This is a genomic window from Marinobacter aromaticivorans (assembly GCF_002806975.1).
GTDB lineage: Bacteria > Pseudomonadota > Gammaproteobacteria > Pseudomonadales > Oleiphilaceae > Marinobacter > Marinobacter aromaticivorans.
On record NZ_NIHD01000003.1, the window covers coordinates 288,397 to 304,319 of the forward strand.

Below are 15,923 nucleotides of genomic sequence, written 5' to 3' on the forward strand. Positions count from 1 at the left end.
TAGCCGCGCATCCCGGCGGGATTGCGGCTGGCAGCCTTCGGGATATCAGCTGATTTCAGAGCCAACCCTGACAATCTTCATGGCGTTGGTGCCACCCTGGGCATTGATGTAATCGCCTTTGGTGATAACAACCAGATCCCCCACGCTCACCTCATTGCGGTCCAGCAGCTCGGAAATCGCCCGGGCATTGGTCTCGTGGTTCGGAATCTCTTCAGAATCAAACGGGATGGTCTGAACACCCCGATACATCACAACCCGGTGTTGCGTGGAATGGTGCCGGGAAAACGCAAAGATCGGCAGGCCGGATTTGATGCGGGACATCAGCCTGGGGGTAGCGCCAGTCTCGGTCATGCAGATGATAGCTGCCACGCCAGTCAGGTGATTGGCTGCATACATGGCGGAAAGGGCGACTGCCTCGTCTATATGTTCCATGCTCTCGTGCATCCGGTGCTTCGACTGGTGCATTGAAGGATGTCGCTCTGCGCCCATACAGATTCGTACCATGGCTTCCACGGCTTGTACCGGGTAATCACCCACGGCGGTTTCTGCAGACAGCATGACCGCATCTGTGTAATCCATAACCGCGTTGGCCACATCCGATACCTCAGCCCGCGTGGGCATGGGGTTGGTGATCATGGATTCCATCATCTGGGTTGCGGTAATGACCGGACGATTGAGTATCCGGGCCCGTGAAATAATGTGTTTTTGCACACCTACCAACTCCGCATCGCCGATTTCGACGGCGAGGTCACCGCGCGCCACCATAACGGCGTCAGACGCTTTAATCACCGAATCCAGCGCTTCCACGTTGTGCGCCAGCTCTGCACGCTCAATTTTCGCAACCAGGCCGGCATTTGAGCCAGCTTCCCTGAGTAGCCGGCGAGCCGTATGCATATCCTCGGCAGTGCGGACAAAAGACACAGCCACATAATCCGCACCCATGCGGGCGGCTGTGACTATATCCTGCTTGTCTTTCGCGGTAAGGGCGTCGGCCGAAAGGCCGCCACCACGCTTGTTCAGGCCCTTGTTGTTCGACAGCGGGCCGCCAATCAGAACCGATGATGTGATGCTGTGCCCGTCAACAGACTGTACTTCCATCTCAATGCGGCCATCGTCCAGCACCAGAATATCGCCCGGTTTTACATCATCAATGAGCTGTTCATAGTCGATGCCAACACGCTCTTCCGTGCCTGCCTCTTTATCCATAGAGGTGTCCAGAACAAACGTTTGCCCAACCTTCAGGGTGACTTTGTTGCCGGCGAAGCGGGCAATGCGAAGTTTGGGGCCTTGCAGATCCGCAAGCAGAGCCACGAAACGCCCCTGTGCTGCTGCGGCTTCACGTACCAGGCGGGCACGTTCCAGGTGTTCATCCGCGGTTCCATGGGAAAAGTTGAGCCGGGTGAGGTCAACACCTGCAGCAATAATGGCGGCAAGGGCTTCCGGTGTGTCCGTCGCCGGGCCCAGAGTGGCGACAATCTTGGTGCGCCTGAGCATGGTTTTATCCTTTAGATGCGATTAGGTAATAAATGTATCCCGGTATTTCACAGGTAGCGAATCAGGTTTTTCCGGTCAAATCTGTACTGGCGATTATACACGCCGTTTTCGGCGCGACGGCCCGCCGCCAGAACCATGGTGACAAGGCCTTTGCGGGGCAGCTTCAGGAGTCTTCTCACGCGGCACTCGTCAAACCCTTCCATCGGGCAGGAATCAAAACCGTGCGCACGCAGGGCCAGTATCAGGTTTTCTGCGGCCAGGGCTGTGGATTTGGTCGCCCAGACCTTCATTTCATTCACCGAGTAGGGCCCACGGGGAACCGGGCGGGCCAGCCCCAACGCCAGCCCCGCGGTTTTTTTGGCCACCCCCAGAAGACCGCAGGGCCCCTGGTTGTAATGAATGGGGGCGATCTTTTTATAGTACTTCTCAACGATAGACGGCAGCTTTTCATCTTTTGGCCAGTCCTCAAGGGCAAGGCGGGCGTGCTTGCGCCAGGTGTCCGGCCGGGCAACAATTGCGATCAGTACGGGGGCCGTGGTGGCAGCATTCTGGCCAAGACAGGCTTCTGCGAGCCGGGCCCTCAGTTCCGGTGTTCTGACAACATAAAACTCCCAGGGCTGCAGATTGCTGGAGTTGGGTGCCAGGGTGGCCAGCTCCAGGCAATCCGCAAGCACGGCATCCGGAATGGGCTCATCCGTGAAACGCCTGACAGAGCGGCGGCTGCGAACCACCTTGCGGAATTCTTCAACATCGATCTCCGGCAAGGCGGGCAAGGGGAGATGGCCAGATTTTGCGTTCATTGTTTATTCCTGATTGGATTTGCGGCGCAACAGCAGGATGATGGCTTGCCGCATTGATTTTCGAGCTATATGGTTACGGGAAAACGCCTGTTATGCAATCACCCGGATGACGCGGAGCCTATGACGGATACCCTCGCAAAGCTGTCTTTTGATGAACTGGTTCGCCGGGTCCGTGCCTGTACCATCTGCGCGGAGGTTCTGCCCTTCGGGCCGAGGCCGGTTGTGCAGTTGTCACAGGCGTCCCGTATTCTGGTGGTAGGTCAGGCTCCGGGAAAGCGCGTGCATGAAACCGGATTGCCTTTCAACGACCCCAGTGGCGACCGGCTCCGGCAATGGATGGGTATAACCCGGGAAGCCTTCTACGATGACCGCAAGCTGGCCATTCTTCCCATGGGTTTCTGTTACCCCGGTAAAGGCAGGTCCGGTGACTTGCCACCCCGGCTCGAATGCGCCCCTGCCTGGCGCGCCCCGCTGCTTGAGCGATTACCCAATATCGGCCTGACGCTGGTTATTGGCCAGTATGCCCATGCCTGGCATCTTCCGGACGGTGCGCAAAGATCGGTTACGGAAAATGTCAGAAACTGGCGTCAATACTGGCCAGCCCTGCTGCCGATGCCGCACCCGAGCCCTCGCAACAATCTCTGGTTACGCCGCAACCCCTGGTTTGAGGCGGAAGTGGTTCCGGAGCTTCAGGAGCGGGTTGCCGGGCTTTTGGCTGAAGGGGATGAAAGATAACCCTCCAGTGCCTGTGTCTGTGCTTCGGATGCGTAAAGGCCCTGCTTGGTTCGGCGCCAGAGTATGTCCTCGGCTGTTCGTGCCCATTCCCGGGCTACAAGGTAGTCCACTTCTTTCTGATACAGATTGCCGCAGAAAAGCATGCCCATGTCTGCAACAGAATTCAGGCCTGCCAGGAATTCCCGGCATGCGGTGCCGTAGGTCCTTACGTAGCGTTGTGCCAACTCCACCGGAAGCCAGGGAAATCCGTTTTTCAGTTCCGCCAGGAGTGAGGGCTTGCTGTTGAAGTTGCCTCCGGGCAGCACGGCGGTTTTTGTCCAGGGCGCGCCGGCCGTGGGGAAAAACTCACAGAGCCTGTCTGTGGCAGCCTCGGCAAGCTTCCGATAGGTGGTTATCTTGCCGCCAAAGATGGACATCAGCGGTGCCTGGCCGTGATCGTAATCCAGCTCATAGGCGTAATCGCGGGAGGCCTCCTGGGCGTTTTCCTCATCATCAATGAGCGGTCGCACCCCGGAATAAGACCAGACAACATCTTCCGGGCAGGTCTGGTGCCGGAAATAGCTGTTTACAATTTTCAGGAGATAGTCAGTTTCTTCCGCCGAGATACGGGCCAGAGCGGGGTCGCCGTCGTAGTCCACATCGGTTGTGCCAATCAGGGAAAAGTGCTCCTCATAGGGAATCACAAACACAATACGTTCGTCTTCGTTCTGCAGAATGTAGGCTTCGTCGCTGCTGTTCAGGCGCGGAACCACCAGGTGGCTGCCTTTTACCAGGCGAATCTGTTTGGGTGCGGGGGCGGCAATGGTTCCTGCAAAGAGCTTGCTGGCCCAGGGGCCTGCGGCATTCACCAGCGCTTTTGCCGAGGCTGTGCTTTCGGCGCCTGTTGATCTGTCCTGCAGTGTTATTGCCCAGCTGTTTCCCTCACGTAAAGCGCGGGTGCAGCGGGTGCGGGGCTTTATGGTGGCACCCATCTGTTGTGCTTTGCGGGCCATGAGCACAACCAGGCGGGCATCATCTACCCAGCCATCCGAGTATTCGAAGCCCTTGGTAATTTCCGGCTTCAGAGGGCCGCCACTGTCAAAGGTAATAGAGCGCGAACCCGGCAGTAACTCCCGTCGGGCCAGGTGGTCGTATAGAAAAAGCCCGGTGCGGATCATCCAGCCCGGGCGCAGGTGTGGCTGGTGGGGCAGGCGAAAGCGCATGGGCCACATGATATGGGGTGAGTTGCGAAGCAGCGACTCGCGTTCCGCCAGGGCTTCCCGGACCAGGCGGAACTCATAATGTTCCAGATAGCGCAGGCCGCCATGGATCAGTTTGCTGCTGCTGGATGAGGTGGCCGAAGCCAGGTCGTTCATTTCACAAAGCAGAACATTCAGGCCCCGCCCGGCGGCGTCCATGGCGATGCCGGTACCATTGACGCCGCCCCCGATAACCACAAGATCAAATGCGCGCTGCTGCAAGGAAAATTCTCCACCAGAGAGTGTTTACAGCCGTCATTGTGCCTGAAATAAAGGCGCTGTTGTCACAGGCACGGCCGCTTATTTGACGCCCTGAACCTGTCGGGCCCCGGTAAGCGTGAACTGCTACGGATTGAACCTCGGGGTATAGGGGTGACATTGTATTTGCACCCTCACTGACATGAGTCATACTGCGCTTGCGCACCGAGCATCGGCAAAACCTGAATAGCCCATGGGGAGGAGTCTTCCATGACGGGTAAAAGCCCACAGGGTGAAACAATTACCTGGCAAACCGGCCACTGCTACCTTGGTGAAATTCTGGTGGCATGCACGGCCCGGGGTGTATGTGCCGTCCTGCCGGGGGAGTCAGTGGAGGAACTGGTTGCTGATCTGGCCAGCCGGTTCCCGCACGCCACGCTCAGGCACGCCAATGATTCCCGTGCGGACTGGTTTTCCAATGTGATGAGTTATCTGATCGACAGTCGTAAACCGCTCACTGTTGAGCTTGATCTTCGTGGTACAGACTTTCAGCGCAAAGTGTGGCGGGCACTGCAGGAGATTCCTTCCGGCAGCTCAGCCAGCTATGGCGACATTGCCCAGCGCATGGGAATGCCCTCTGCATCGCGGGCGGTAGCGGGGGCCTGCGCCGCCAACCCACTGGCCGTGGTTGTGCCATGCCATCGTGTACTGCGTGGTGACGGTAGCCTCTCCGGCTATCGCTGGGGCCTCAAGCGCAAACAGGCGGTATTAAGCCACGAGCAGGGGTTGTCTGAGCGCTGATGTTGTTGCAGCTTTTAAGCAGTTTCCGCAATCGCCGAATCGCCGGTTGTATTCCTTCCGCCATGCTCCTGTTTATGGTGCTGTTGCCGTCTCCGGTTCAGGCCCAGTGGTTCAGATACACGGATACCGCAATGACCACGCCAGTAGAACTGGAATTCTGGCACACACACCAGAGTTCTGCCGATGCCATAGCAGTGGACGTTCTGGCGGTGTTTCACCAGGTAGACCGGAGCATGAGCCGTTACCGCGAGGATTCCGAGCTCTCGGGCCTTAACCGGCAGGCCGCGGTGAACCCGGTGCCGGTCAGCCCGGATCTTTTTCGGGTGCTGGCAAAAGCCCGGGAAGTTGCGGAACTCAGCAGTGGCGCATTTGATGTCAGCTTTGGCTCCATCGGCTACCTTTACGACTACCGCGCGCAGCAGCAGCCATCGGATGAAGAGATCCGGTCGCGGCTGGATCGGATCAATTATCAGGACATAATGCTGGATGAGGCGAATCAAACAGTTTTCTTTCGACGGAAAGGGCTGTTGGTTGATCTCGGCGGCATAGCAAAAGGTTATGCGGTAGATCTTGGTATAGAACGCCTCGTGCAGGCTGGCGTCCGCCATGCCCGGCTCAGTGCCGGTGGCGATATGCGCCTGCTGGGAGACAAGCGCGGCCGGCCCTGGCTGGTGGGCGTTCGGGACCCCCGTTCAGACAAGCGCAATGCAGTGGTATTGCCGCTTGCAAACCTTGCTATCTCAACATCCGGCGATTACGAGCGGTTTTTTATCAATGATCAGGGCGAGCGTGTTCATCACATTCTTTCTCCGGGCACCGGCAAATCTGTGCGTGGTGTCCAGAGCGTTACCATCATTGGCAACGATGCGCTGACAACGGATGGGCTTTCAACGGCGGTTTTTGTTCTGGGTCCGGAGAAGGGGCTGGAAATGATAGAAAAGCTGCCGGGTATTGATGCGATCATTATTGATGATCAGCGGGTGATGCATTTTTCGGAGGGGCTGGCGCCCCCGGAATCGTGAAGCGGATGCCCGGGGCGGTGTCCAGAGAGTTATCGAGAGCTACTTTCGGATTCTGGTGGTGTAGTGCGGTCAGACTATAGGTTCCAGAGCAATCAACCGGTCCTGACTTGCTGAATTTCCGAGGCCATGCCCGACGAATTTTGAAGCGAAATCACTTTGTTCGTCGTGCAATGCCATGTAGTTCAGCAAAACCGTTTGCACCAACTGGTTTACATTGTTTGCAGCCGGGCTGGATGCTGTCTCCACCGATGCATCAGCGCGCATAAATCCAATCTGGTTGCGAATTGCAGTTGGTTGCCCGCTCGGGTTGTAAACCAGAAAAAATGAAGCAGCGGTCTGTTGGTTGTCGCCTGTCCAAACGCCTTTGCCCCTGCCGTCTTCGGAGTCGTCGAGGCTGCCGTTGCTCGATACTGAGCCGTCACTGAATACGTACAGCATCAGTGGTTTTCCCACTTTCGCAGCGTATTCAAGGCAGGCGCCCATGCAGCGCCCGGCAAGTTCATCTCGCCGCTCACCGGTGGCTCGCTCGCCGGTATGGTAGTCGTAACCACCCATGGTAATAGTGCCAGCACCCGCAAAGCCGTTTACCACCAGCTTCATTACAGAGGCTGTTTTTTGGAATTCCCGACTGGCACCGAACTCTTGCTCGGTAAAAATTCCACTATTCCCGACAATAAATGCATCCTCAGCCGGGTCAAGGATTGCCGGTTCACCATAGGTATCAATCAGGTCAGCGCTCTTGGCATAGCCGCAACGCACCAGCTTTTTGATTTCGGTGTCCTCGCTGGTGCCGAGTTTGGTGTTGACCTGGTTCATTTTTGCGTCACTGATGCGCTGTACGGCTTCCATCACAGAAACCGCATCAGTCTGATTCAGTATGGATGTCAGATCGCCCACATCCACCAGACCTTTGGCATCGGTTGGGCGGTCTATTTTGGTGGGGCGCACTTTCGGATCAATCAGGTTGATGGGCGCCATGGAGTTGCCGCCTGATTCTGTGCTTTGAGATCCAATCAGGGAGAGTAAGGAGCCGTTGGCGCCGGCTTTATAAATGCCATACATGGGGTTATGGGGGTTGTTACCAGTGTCGTTTTCTGAGCGTGCCGCAATAATCGCACCGTTAGTTTTGGAGCGGGTGAGAATGCTGGTGCTTTGCAAGATCCCCCTCAGGAAGCCGCTGTCAGAGTGAAATGCGAGCCCCAACTCGGTGTTCACAAAGGCAGGGTCGTTTGGCAGCATGTCCCCGGGCAGCCCGAGCTTGTTGTAGCCGGCGGTGCTCAGAAAATCCATTTGTCCGCCAGATTTGCCCATAAGCACATTGGAGCCGGCAATGCTGGCACCTCCAGCCAAGTCAAAACAGATAAACGGGATCTTCCCGGCGCCGGCGATGCCGATACCACACTCGGCCTTCAGTTGCTCTGACAGATCTGCTGCAGCCATGCGGGGATTGACGAACAGGCCGAGCATGGACGAGCCAACAACCGTTGCGGTGCCTGCCCGCAAGCCTTGGGCAATAAACTCCCTGCGAGTGCGTGGCCGCGAGTGATTTTCGTGCAGTAGGGGCTCGCCATTGGCCAGGGGCCGTTTAAGTTTTTTTCGTATCAACATGAGCGTAGTCCTCTACTGAACCAGGGTGGTGGCGCTGCCAAGAACAGCGGCACAACTTGCTTTAACGATTGTTTCGGTACGGTTCTGGCAGTTGTTTTCACCGCTACACGGTGTCAGCTTGTCTATCAGGCTGACAAGCTCCGCTTGAATATCCGATGCGGCAGGCTGAGTGGACAGGTTCTCGCCCACGAACCGTGCCAACAATGGCCCGGTAATCAGGCTCTTGCCACTGTGATCAAAGGCTGTTGCGGCAGGTTCAGAGAAGTCAAAGCCCGGGAAGAAGTTCGCCCGTGCCTGCTCATCGTCGACGAGAACACTGCAATACTGAATGGCCATCTGCGTTACGGCCATCTGATGAGACGACAGGAATCCGCTGATGTTTTCCACTGTCGGTAGCTGCTGTTTCACGGTGGCGAATGTCTGGGCCACACTCTCCTGCGTTTTTTGAATACCAGTCATGCGTGCCATGGACTCATTGATCTCATCAAAAGTTTTCAGGCCGATGTCGGGCGAACGCTCAAGAACCGGCGGTGCGACGGTTCCGGGCACTGGTGGCTGAGAACGTGAGAAGGTGCTGCTGCCGAGCCGGTCAAAGGTCAGGAAGAACTCGTCGCTACCAGGACCATTCTCAAGCGCGATGATGGTACCCAGTCGTGATACCGGCTGGCCTTTACCTGGCTCGTAGGTGGCGCTATCCAGAGTCACATCAAGATTTGCCCAGGCCTGACCGACGGTGGCTTCTTTACCGTTGATGCCCAGGCGCATGCCTTCGAGCTTTATGTTCGATGGCTCTGCATTTGCATCAAGGCTGATGAAGAAAGGCTCAGTGAAGCGATAGCTGTAGTTGTCGAACACGCTGACATCAAAAGCAATAAAGCTTTCCGGCACATCAATCAGATGGGAAACGCCGAACAACAGATAGAATTTCTGGCCTACACCCACATCATAATTGGTTTTTACCTGCTCAGGAGTCAGTGCACGGTTATGAAAGGCGACCATGCGAATGGCGCCCTGCCAGGGAGACCGGCCATCGGTTTCGTTACCAAGTACCAGGGCAAAACTGTCGTCCCACTCGGAAAGCAGACCGGCATCGTCCGGGTCGAGATCGCCGGAATGCTTGCCGTTAATAAAGATTTGTCGCCCGGTGCCTGGGCTATAGTTCACAACAACGTGCTGCAGAGTGGCCTGCAGGAGCTTGTCGCCATCCTGGGTTGCGAACGGAGTATTCTCATCGCTGGTGGTGCTGCGATGGAGCACTTCGTAGCGCTGCAAGGTTTGGCTTAGCGTCAGGTTGCGGGCGGTGGCCGAGCCGGAGTAGGTGATGATGCGTGCATCTTCCTGGGTAATATTACCCGGCGCGACCCATGCTTCAATGGCGTATTCGCCAGAGTCCGTAAGCAGTGCATGCAGCTTGCTGCTGCTGGTGGTCGAGCCCTGGGCTTTGCCTGCCGGTATTACAGGGCCGGTTTCAGGTTTGACTTCGGGACCTATGTTGATACCCCAGCCCAGCACCCAGTCCACATTGCCACTGAGTGTGAGGTCCAGTGGTGTGGATACGCCACTGGTATCGTAAGCAATCTGGCCTTCCCCGGCTTTGAACTCGTAAAGCGCGATAATGTTGTCTTCAAAACGTCCACCCGAATTGGCCAGAAGGCCATCGCTCTCCAGCACCAGCGCCTTGCTGGTAACGAGGCTTGGGTCAACCGGCTGCAGCGTCTGCAGCGCAGACAGCTCCAGAATCTTCGTTTCCATGTACGCCGCAGAACTTTCGCAATCGCTTGTCCAGCAATTGTGGGCATCGAACCTCAGCCTTTCCACCAGGCGCGAATTGGCGGGGTTGTTGAGGTTGATCCGGCTTTTGGACTGCTCATAGGCCGTTTCCAGATTGCTACTGGCAATGTATGGAGTCTGGCCGCTGTCGGCATGACATTCGCTGCAGTATTGGGTTAACGCCGGGTAAACTGTGCTGGCGAAATCACTTGGGTCGCTGGGGAGGATGACCGTGTTTCCAGGGTTTTTGATCGCCGGGGCGCGAAGCTCGATGGTTTTGACCGAGTTTGCTGAGCCCCCGGCCCAGTTGGAAATGTAGGTGGTGAGTATGTCTGCGCAGACTGCATCACTGGTTGTCCAGCAGTTGTGCCCGCCCGCCACCTTGGTCACCATGGCAGACTGGGACGGATCCGCAAGGTTCACGACTGTATTGGCCTGCGCGTATGCGGTATTTACGTTCTGGCCGTCCACGAACGTAGGCGACTGGCCTCCCGTGCCGTGGCAGGAACCACAGCGATTGTCCTGAACCAGATTGTCCCAGACGTTAAGTTTGAAATTCTGTACATCGTCGCTGGCGGGTGCGGGGCCGCTGTAGCTTATCGTGCCAGAGCCGGGGGTAGTATTCGGCAGGGCTTCGGTGGACTCGCCGCCACAGCCGCTCAGTACCAAAGCAGCCATTGCCAGAATTGTGATAGTGGCCAGTGAACGCAAGCCAGTTGTTTGCTGACGGATTATGGTTGTCATCACGTTCTTACTCCCCGGCACAGTAGACGGCAGATTCGGCGAACACCTGCTTCAGGTTGAAGCCTGTATTCCGGAAGCTGGTCACCATTGTCGCAATCTGGTTGCGATCATCGCTGTTTGAGGGTGGCCGCAGGCATACGTTCTTGAACACTTTCTTTACCTGGCATTCGGCGAAGGCGTCGGAATAGGCAAGTTCTCTTCCCAGGCTTCTGGCGCCGCTTCCTGAACCAGGCAGGCTGGTATCCCAACCCAGGCGCCGATTGGCACCCTGGCGCCAGTAGTTGTCCCATGAATCACCTGTAGTTACATAACCTGGCTCGAAGGTGGTTGAGTTGATGAGGTACTTGCTTTGCACCCGCGACTCAGTGCCCGGCTCATTGATGGTGTTGTAAACCAACTGGCCCATAAGCCCATCGGGGTCAGTGTCCGGGTTGTACTCATAATCGTAGTAGGCAAAAGCCTGGGTCATCGGGTCCATGCCGGTATGGCAACCCACGCAGTTGTTCAGAAACACCCGGCTGTCGCCACCGGGGCTGCGGGAGACATCCTGGCGGATGCGATCCGGTGGCAGTGTAACGTCGGCAACCTGCTCCAGGTCGTTACACATATGGTTGATAAGGGTAAAGCGAAACATGGCCCGGTTGGTGCCGGCGCTGAAGAAGGCTCTGGCCGCTGCGCGAGACGTAATTACGCCGGCGGTTGCGTCAGTGGGCAGGCCAGTTAATCCGGACTGGCTTACGCCCCGGAAGTTTTGGTGGTCGGAAAGGTCGTGACCAAGCTCTTCGATTTTCTCGTAATGATTGTTGTTCGAGTTGGAATAGGGTGGTACATCGTTCCACATGCCGATGTATAAAATGTCGTCATACAACACTCTGCGAAAATCTGCACCATCTCTGACCAGCCCGATCACAGTCGCCGTGTAGTCGTTCAGCGGGACGAACGGAGTCATGGCTTCGTTGGTCCAGGGGGCGGCAAGGTTTTTCAGGGTTACATTGTAAAACGCCGGGTCGGCAATAGCCCGGAAAGCTGCATCCAGCTTTCGGCCGGCCGCAATATCCTGTGCCATGTCATCGAGGACCTCGGCAGAGGGTGGAACCCCGGCAATCCTGTCATGGATTCTCTTGGCCTGTTCTCGCGGTCCGGCATTTGCTGCACCCGCGTAAACAGCAGTTATCAGAATCAGCAGTGACATACTGCATGCCTTGAATGCGCTGTGCGGCATTCTCTCTTGGGCTTTCATGTCGCTGTCCTCAATGTTTTTGGTTGGCACGATAGGCCAATTTGACAATTGTTAATAGTTTAGTCTTGCAATTAGCATGAGAATTGTGGGTTGCGCCACGTAATTACATTTACTTACGTAAAACCCGTAGAGGTTTCAGGAGGCTCAGACTTAATTTATGTCATGAATTTCTTTGCCGCAGGGTAGTTTTGCGGTTTTCAGTGGAGCCAGGGCGCGTGCCTTATAAACCGAACAAGATCGCCAGAACACTATTCTGCCTTGGGTTGGCGATCGCACTTTCCGGCTGCCTGCCTGCTGGCGACAGTCAGAAACCGGATCCCGTCGTGCTTGAGGATCCGGTGGCATATGTGAAGCGCCCTCTGCTATTTGACAGCAATAGCGGGGCTCTGATTGAAGACAATCTGGCAGACCCCTCAAGTTTTCGCCCCGGTGCCCGCCTGTATGTGAAAGCCAGTGCATCAATCGATGCGAGCCCAAGGGACATATCATCCCGGGCTTTTTCCGGCCCCGAGTTTCTGGATGATGCAGGGCGTTTGCGGTACGACGTGAAAGACCTGCACGCTTCCCATGACGGCACGCGGGTTCTGTTTGCCATGCGGGCGCCGGAAATCGAGGGTGTCGATGAGGAAGATCAGCCCACCTGGAATATCTGGGAATACGACCTTGCTTCCGATGTTCTGCGCAGGATTATCTCCTCCGATGTGACCGCCCGGGCAGGTCAGGACGTGGCACCGGCTTATTTGCCGGACGGGCGTATTGTGTTTTCGTCTACCCGGCAACGCACCTCCAAAGCCATTTTGCTGGATGAAGGCAAAGGCCAGTTCGCCGGCCTTGATGAAAACCGGGATGTGCCCGCGTTCGTGCTGCATACCATGGATGAGGACGGCGACAATATTCAGCAGATTACCTTCAATCAGAGCCACGACCTCGACCCATTGGTCAGCGACGATGGCTTTATTGTATTCAGCCGCTGGGACAACGCCGGTCAGACCCGAAGCAACGGGGTTAATCTTTACCGGGTGAATCCGGATGGAACAGGGCTCACCTATCTCTACGGGCGTCATTCCCATGATTCTGTGCCGGGGGCGCGCAATGTTCAGTATCTGAAGCCTCGTAAAACCGACTCCGGCGCCTTGCTGGTGCAGTTGCGTCCCTTTGAGAGCGACAACTATGCCTCGGCACCGGCCGAGGTTGACATCAATAATTTCGTGGAAGCCGGGCTGCATATTGACGGCAGTGTCGGAAGTGGCCAAAGCCCACTGGTCCCGGGCATCAGCCTCGACGGGGAGCTTACGCTGAACGGTCGTTACGGCTCTGTTTCGCCGCTTATGGATGGCACTGGCCGATACCTGGTGAGCTGGACGCCATGCCGGCTCAGCGAGAGAGCATCCAGCCGGATTGTAAACTGTACCGAAGAGCGCCTGGAGTCCGATGCCTATGTTCCTGCACCGCCGGTTTACGGGCTCTGGCTGCTGGATGTAGCAAACGGAACCCGGAGACCTGTGGTGGAGCCTTCAGAGGGTGAGCAGTTTGATGAAGCAATACTGCTGCGGCAGCGTTCGCTGGAAGGGTTTATTCCGGAAGCCCAGTTCACGGGAGTTGCCGCTAGCCTGGCAGATGCAGGCTACGGCATTGTGCATATTCGAAGTGTGTACGATTTAGATGGAGTGGACACCGCGCCAAACGGTATTGCAGCAACTGCAAACCCTTCCATCACAACAGCGGCACAGCGCCCGGCCCGGTTCCTGCGCCTGGAAAAGCCGGTATCCATGCCCGACGAGAACGTAAAAGATTTTGACAATAGCGCTTTCGGTCGCAGCCGGGGGCAGCTAATGCGGGAAATCCTTGGGTATGTGCCGGTTGAGCCGGATGGCTCGGTAAAGGTGGCGGTGCCCGCGAACGTTGCGTTTGCGATCAGCGTTCTGGACGCCCAGGGTCGCAGAATCAGCCAGCGCCACCAGAACTGGTTGTCGGTGCGCCCGGGAGAAACGCTGGAGTGCCAGGGATGCCACGATTCCGGTTCGCCCGTGTCCCACGGTCGTCCGGATGCAGGCCCAGCCCCTGCGTGGCGTGGTGCGGGCACCACCGGACTGCCTTTTCCGGGTACCGATCCGGCCCTGTATGCAGATATGGGCGAAACCATGGCGGAGGTTTATGCGCGGATTCAGAGTATACGCCAGCCAATACCAGACCCGGTTTATCGCGCAGATGAGTGGACGGACCTTGCCAGCAGCGTCGAAGAGCGGTCACTGGCCTATGAGAATCTGCAGACACCCCCACCCGTGTCGGGAGTGTGTGCAAACGACTGGACGGCCAACTGCCGGGCAGTTATCAATTACGAAACCCACATTCATCCGCTGTGGAGCCTGAACAGAGAAATACTGGATGCGGGAGGACAGGTAATCGGCAATAACACCTGTACCTCATGCCACACCAATACCGATGAAGCAGGGGCGCCAGCGGTTGCCGCTGCGCAACTGGATCTCACGGATGGCCCTTCTGATGCCGAGCCATTGCATTTCAAGTCTTATCGAGAGTTGTTGTTCCCGGATAATGAACAGGAACTGAATTCCGGAGGTGTATTGATAGACACAATGGTTGATACGGGTGATGTTGTGAGGGACGAAGAAGGGAATCCGATACTGGATGAAGTAACCGGCCTGCCAACACCCATTCTTGCACCGATAATCGTACCGCCAAGCATGTCAGTCAATGGCGCCCTGGCGAGCGTTGGATTCCGCGAGGTATTCAAGCCCGGAGGCACTCACGATGGCCGCCTGACACCCGCCGAACTCCGCCTTATCGCAGAGTGGCTGGACATAGGCGCCCAGTATTACAACGACCCGTTCGCCGCTCCGGAAAACTGATCAGGAACCAACGCCATAACCATGCCCATTGCCACTCTGTTACTGATGTTGTGTTTACCTGTGACCGCCTGGGCAGGCTGGCTGTGGGGCGATGATGAGCCCGGGCAACGGGTTCAGGTTGTGGAGCCTTATGTGGCCTGGCGCACCGGCCCGGCTGTGGGTTATCCGGTTTTCCACAGCAGTGAACAAGGGGAGTGGCTAAGGCTTCTGCAGCGCAAGACCGGCTGGATGAAAGTCCGGGACAGTAAGGGTCGGGAAGGCTGGGTCGCCGTAGCTGACATTGCGCAAACCCGGGATGCAACCGGTGAAAGGGTGAATCTCAGCGTACCGGATATGAAAGCGTTCAGTGAGCGCAATATTGAAGCCGGAATCATGATGGGGGAGTTCGAAGGGGCCCCGGTAACGGCAGGCTATGGCGGCTACTGGTTTACGCCGAACCTGGCCGCGGAACTCTGGGGCTCGCAGGTGCTGGGCAGTGCCTCGGAAATACTGATGGTGAATGCCAATATCGTGCATCAGCCATTCCCGCATTGGCGGGTTTCCCCGTTTTTTACCCTGGGCATAGGCCATATCTGGGTGGACCCGAAAGCAACGCTCGCGGTACCGGAGGAACGTGACAACTCCGTGGGCCATGCAGGTCTCGGGCTGAGGGTTTACATAACCGAGCGTTATTTTCTCCGGGCCGAGTTCAAGGACTACAAGGTCTTTACCCGCCGAGCAACCAACGAAGAAGCGACAGAATGGAAAATCGGACTAAGCATCTTTTTCTGACCGGGTTTTGCCTGGCACAGGTTATGGCTTTTACGCTTCCGGCATTTGCAGCGGGGGAATCCGGGCGCGACGACCGGCCCTTGATCGAGCCGGATGTGAAGCCTGTGCCGGTGGATGAAGCCCTGATCGATACCGAAAACTTCGAAATCGGAGCCTTTGCAGGCGTGCTCAATATCGAAGACTTCGAGTCGTCGTTTGTGTATGGCGGCAAACTGACTTATCACCTGAGCGAGTCGTTCTTTTTCGAGGCCGGAATAGGTTTTGCCGAGGGCGGAGAAACCAGTTTCGAAAACCTGGCGGGTAACGTGCAAGTGTTGACCGACAGTGAGCGAGAGTATCGTTATTACAACATCAGCCTGGGTTATAACCTGCTGCCCGGCCAGGGTTTTCTGACCGAGAATTACGCCTTCAACACCAATTTCTATCTGATTGCCGGGGCCGGCGCCACGGAGTTTGGCGGTGATACCCGTTTTACTGTCAATGCCGGAGCAGGTTATCAGATTCTTCTGACGGACAGCCTTGCGCTGCATTTGGGTGTGCGCCAGCACTATTACCGCATTGATGTGGTGGGTGCGGAGAAAACATCCATAAACACTGAAATCAGTACCGGAATGTCGGTCTTTTTCTGAACACAG

General features: G+C 56.6%; 12 protein-coding genes. 6 read left to right on the plus strand and 6 right to left on the minus strand.

The annotated features are described in order from the left end of the window. Positions 1-45 precede the first annotated feature (45 nt). Positions 46-1,494, minus strand: a complete 1,449-nt coding sequence (gene pyk / locus CDH48_RS06470; RefSeq protein ID WP_100687908.1) for a pyruvate kinase — start codon at positions 1,492-1,494, stop codon at positions 46-48. 47 nt (positions 1,495-1,541) lie between these two features. After that, the gene (locus tag CDH48_RS06475; RefSeq protein ID WP_100687909.1) at positions 1,542-2,294 is read right to left on the minus strand and encodes a nitroreductase family protein; all 753 of its coding nucleotides are present in this window, start codon (positions 2,292-2,294) and stop codon (positions 1,542-1,544) included. A gap of 120 nt (positions 2,295-2,414) precedes the next feature. Between CDH48_RS06475 and CDH48_RS06480 the strand changes: the two genes are divergently transcribed. Next, positions 2,415-3,029 carry a uracil-DNA glycosylase family protein gene (locus CDH48_RS06480; protein WP_100688101.1) on the plus strand — a complete coding sequence of 205 codons (615 nt, stop codon included), beginning with the start codon at positions 2,415-2,417 and terminating at the stop codon, positions 3,027-3,029. Here the strand turns inward: CDH48_RS06480 and glpD are convergent. Continuing rightward, positions 2,984-4,489, minus strand: coding sequence for a glycerol-3-phosphate dehydrogenase (gene glpD, locus CDH48_RS06485; protein ID WP_100687910.1), 1,506 nt, complete (start codon positions 4,487-4,489; stop codon positions 2,984-2,986). The genes CDH48_RS06480 and glpD overlap by 46 nt on opposite strands. Before the next feature lie 246 nt (positions 4,490-4,735). On the opposite strand from glpD, the gene CDH48_RS06490 reads away from it, so the two are divergent. Both CDH48_RS06490 and CDH48_RS06495 read left to right on the plus strand, forming a co-directional pair. Then, positions 4,736-5,266, plus strand: coding sequence for a methylated-DNA--[protein]-cysteine S-methyltransferase (locus tag CDH48_RS06490; RefSeq protein ID WP_100687911.1), 531 nt, complete (start codon positions 4,736-4,738; stop codon positions 5,264-5,266). Continuing rightward, positions 5,266-6,288 carry an FAD:protein FMN transferase gene (locus CDH48_RS06495; RefSeq protein WP_227520970.1) on the plus strand — a complete coding sequence of 341 codons (1,023 nt, stop codon included), beginning with the start codon at positions 5,266-5,268 and terminating at the stop codon, positions 6,286-6,288. Before CDH48_RS06490 ends, CDH48_RS06495 begins: the two co-directional genes overlap by 1 nt. A gap of 69 nt (positions 6,289-6,357) precedes the next feature. Here the strand turns inward: CDH48_RS06495 and CDH48_RS06500 are convergent, their stop codons facing one another. From CDH48_RS06500 to CDH48_RS06510, 3 genes are read right to left on the minus strand one after another with little or no spacing between them, the layout of a single operon-like run. Then, a complete protein-coding gene (locus CDH48_RS06500; RefSeq protein ID WP_100687912.1) occupies positions 6,358-7,896 on the minus strand; it encodes a general secretion pathway protein GspF in 1,539 nt (512 codons plus the stop codon). Positions 7,897-7,908: 12 nt separating this feature from the next. After that, positions 7,909-10,410 carry a LamG domain-containing protein gene (locus CDH48_RS06505; protein WP_100687913.1) on the minus strand — a complete coding sequence of 834 codons (2,502 nt, stop codon included), beginning with the start codon at positions 10,408-10,410 and terminating at the stop codon, positions 7,909-7,911. Between the two features lie 7 nt (positions 10,411-10,417). After that, positions 10,418-11,650, minus strand: a complete 1,233-nt coding sequence (locus CDH48_RS06510; protein WP_227520971.1) for a hypothetical protein — start codon at positions 11,648-11,650, stop codon at positions 10,418-10,420. Between the two features lie 215 nt (positions 11,651-11,865). On the opposite strand from CDH48_RS06510, the gene CDH48_RS06515 reads away from it, so the two are divergent. The 3 genes from CDH48_RS06515 to CDH48_RS06525 are packed head-to-tail and all read left to right on the plus strand — an operon-like array spanning position 11,866 to position 15,917. Next, positions 11,866-14,517: an HzsA-related protein gene (locus tag CDH48_RS06515; protein ID WP_227520972.1), complete on the plus strand. Its 2,652-nt coding sequence runs from the start codon at positions 11,866-11,868 to the stop codon at positions 14,515-14,517. A gap of 21 nt (positions 14,518-14,538) precedes the next feature. Then, a complete protein-coding gene (locus CDH48_RS06520) occupies positions 14,539-15,288 on the plus strand; it encodes an SH3 domain-containing protein (RefSeq protein ID WP_100687914.1) in 750 nt (249 codons plus the stop codon). Then, positions 15,258-15,917: an outer membrane beta-barrel domain-containing protein gene (locus CDH48_RS06525; protein ID WP_100687915.1), complete on the plus strand. Its 660-nt coding sequence runs from the start codon at positions 15,258-15,260 to the stop codon at positions 15,915-15,917. Before CDH48_RS06520 ends, CDH48_RS06525 begins: the two co-directional genes overlap by 31 nt. Positions 15,918-15,923: the final 6 nt, after the last annotated feature.

Coding starts and splice junctions, on each gene's coding strand:
- pyk (WP_100687908.1), bottom strand. CDS start 1,494: ATGCTCAGGCGCACCAAGATTGTCGCCACTCTGGGCCCGGCGACGGAC.
- CDH48_RS06475 (WP_100687909.1), bottom strand. CDS start 2,294: ATGAACGCAAAATCTGGCCATCTCCCCTTGCCCGCCTTGCCGGAGATC.
- CDH48_RS06480 (WP_100688101.1), top strand. CDS start 2,415: ATGACGGATACCCTCGCAAAGCTGTCTTTTGATGAACTGGTTCGCCGG.
- CDH48_RS06490 (WP_100687911.1), top strand. CDS start 4,736: ATGACGGGTAAAAGCCCACAGGGTGAAACAATTACCTGGCAAACCGGC.
- CDH48_RS06495 (WP_227520970.1), top strand. CDS start 5,266: ATGTTGTTGCAGCTTTTAAGCAGTTTCCGCAATCGCCGAATCGCCGGT.
- CDH48_RS06500 (WP_100687912.1), bottom strand. CDS start 7,896: ATGTTGATACGAAAAAAACTTAAACGGCCCCTGGCCAATGGCGAGCCC.
- CDH48_RS06505 (WP_100687913.1), bottom strand. CDS start 10,410: ATGACAACCATAATCCGTCAGCAAACAACTGGCTTGCGTTCACTGGCC.
- CDH48_RS06510 (WP_227520971.1), bottom strand. CDS start 11,650: ATGAAAGCCCAAGAGAGAATGCCGCACAGCGCATTCAAGGCATGCAGT.
- CDH48_RS06520 (WP_100687914.1), top strand. CDS start 14,539: ATGCCCATTGCCACTCTGTTACTGATGTTGTGTTTACCTGTGACCGCC.
- CDH48_RS06525 (WP_100687915.1), top strand. CDS start 15,258: ATGGAAAATCGGACTAAGCATCTTTTTCTGACCGGGTTTTGCCTGGCA.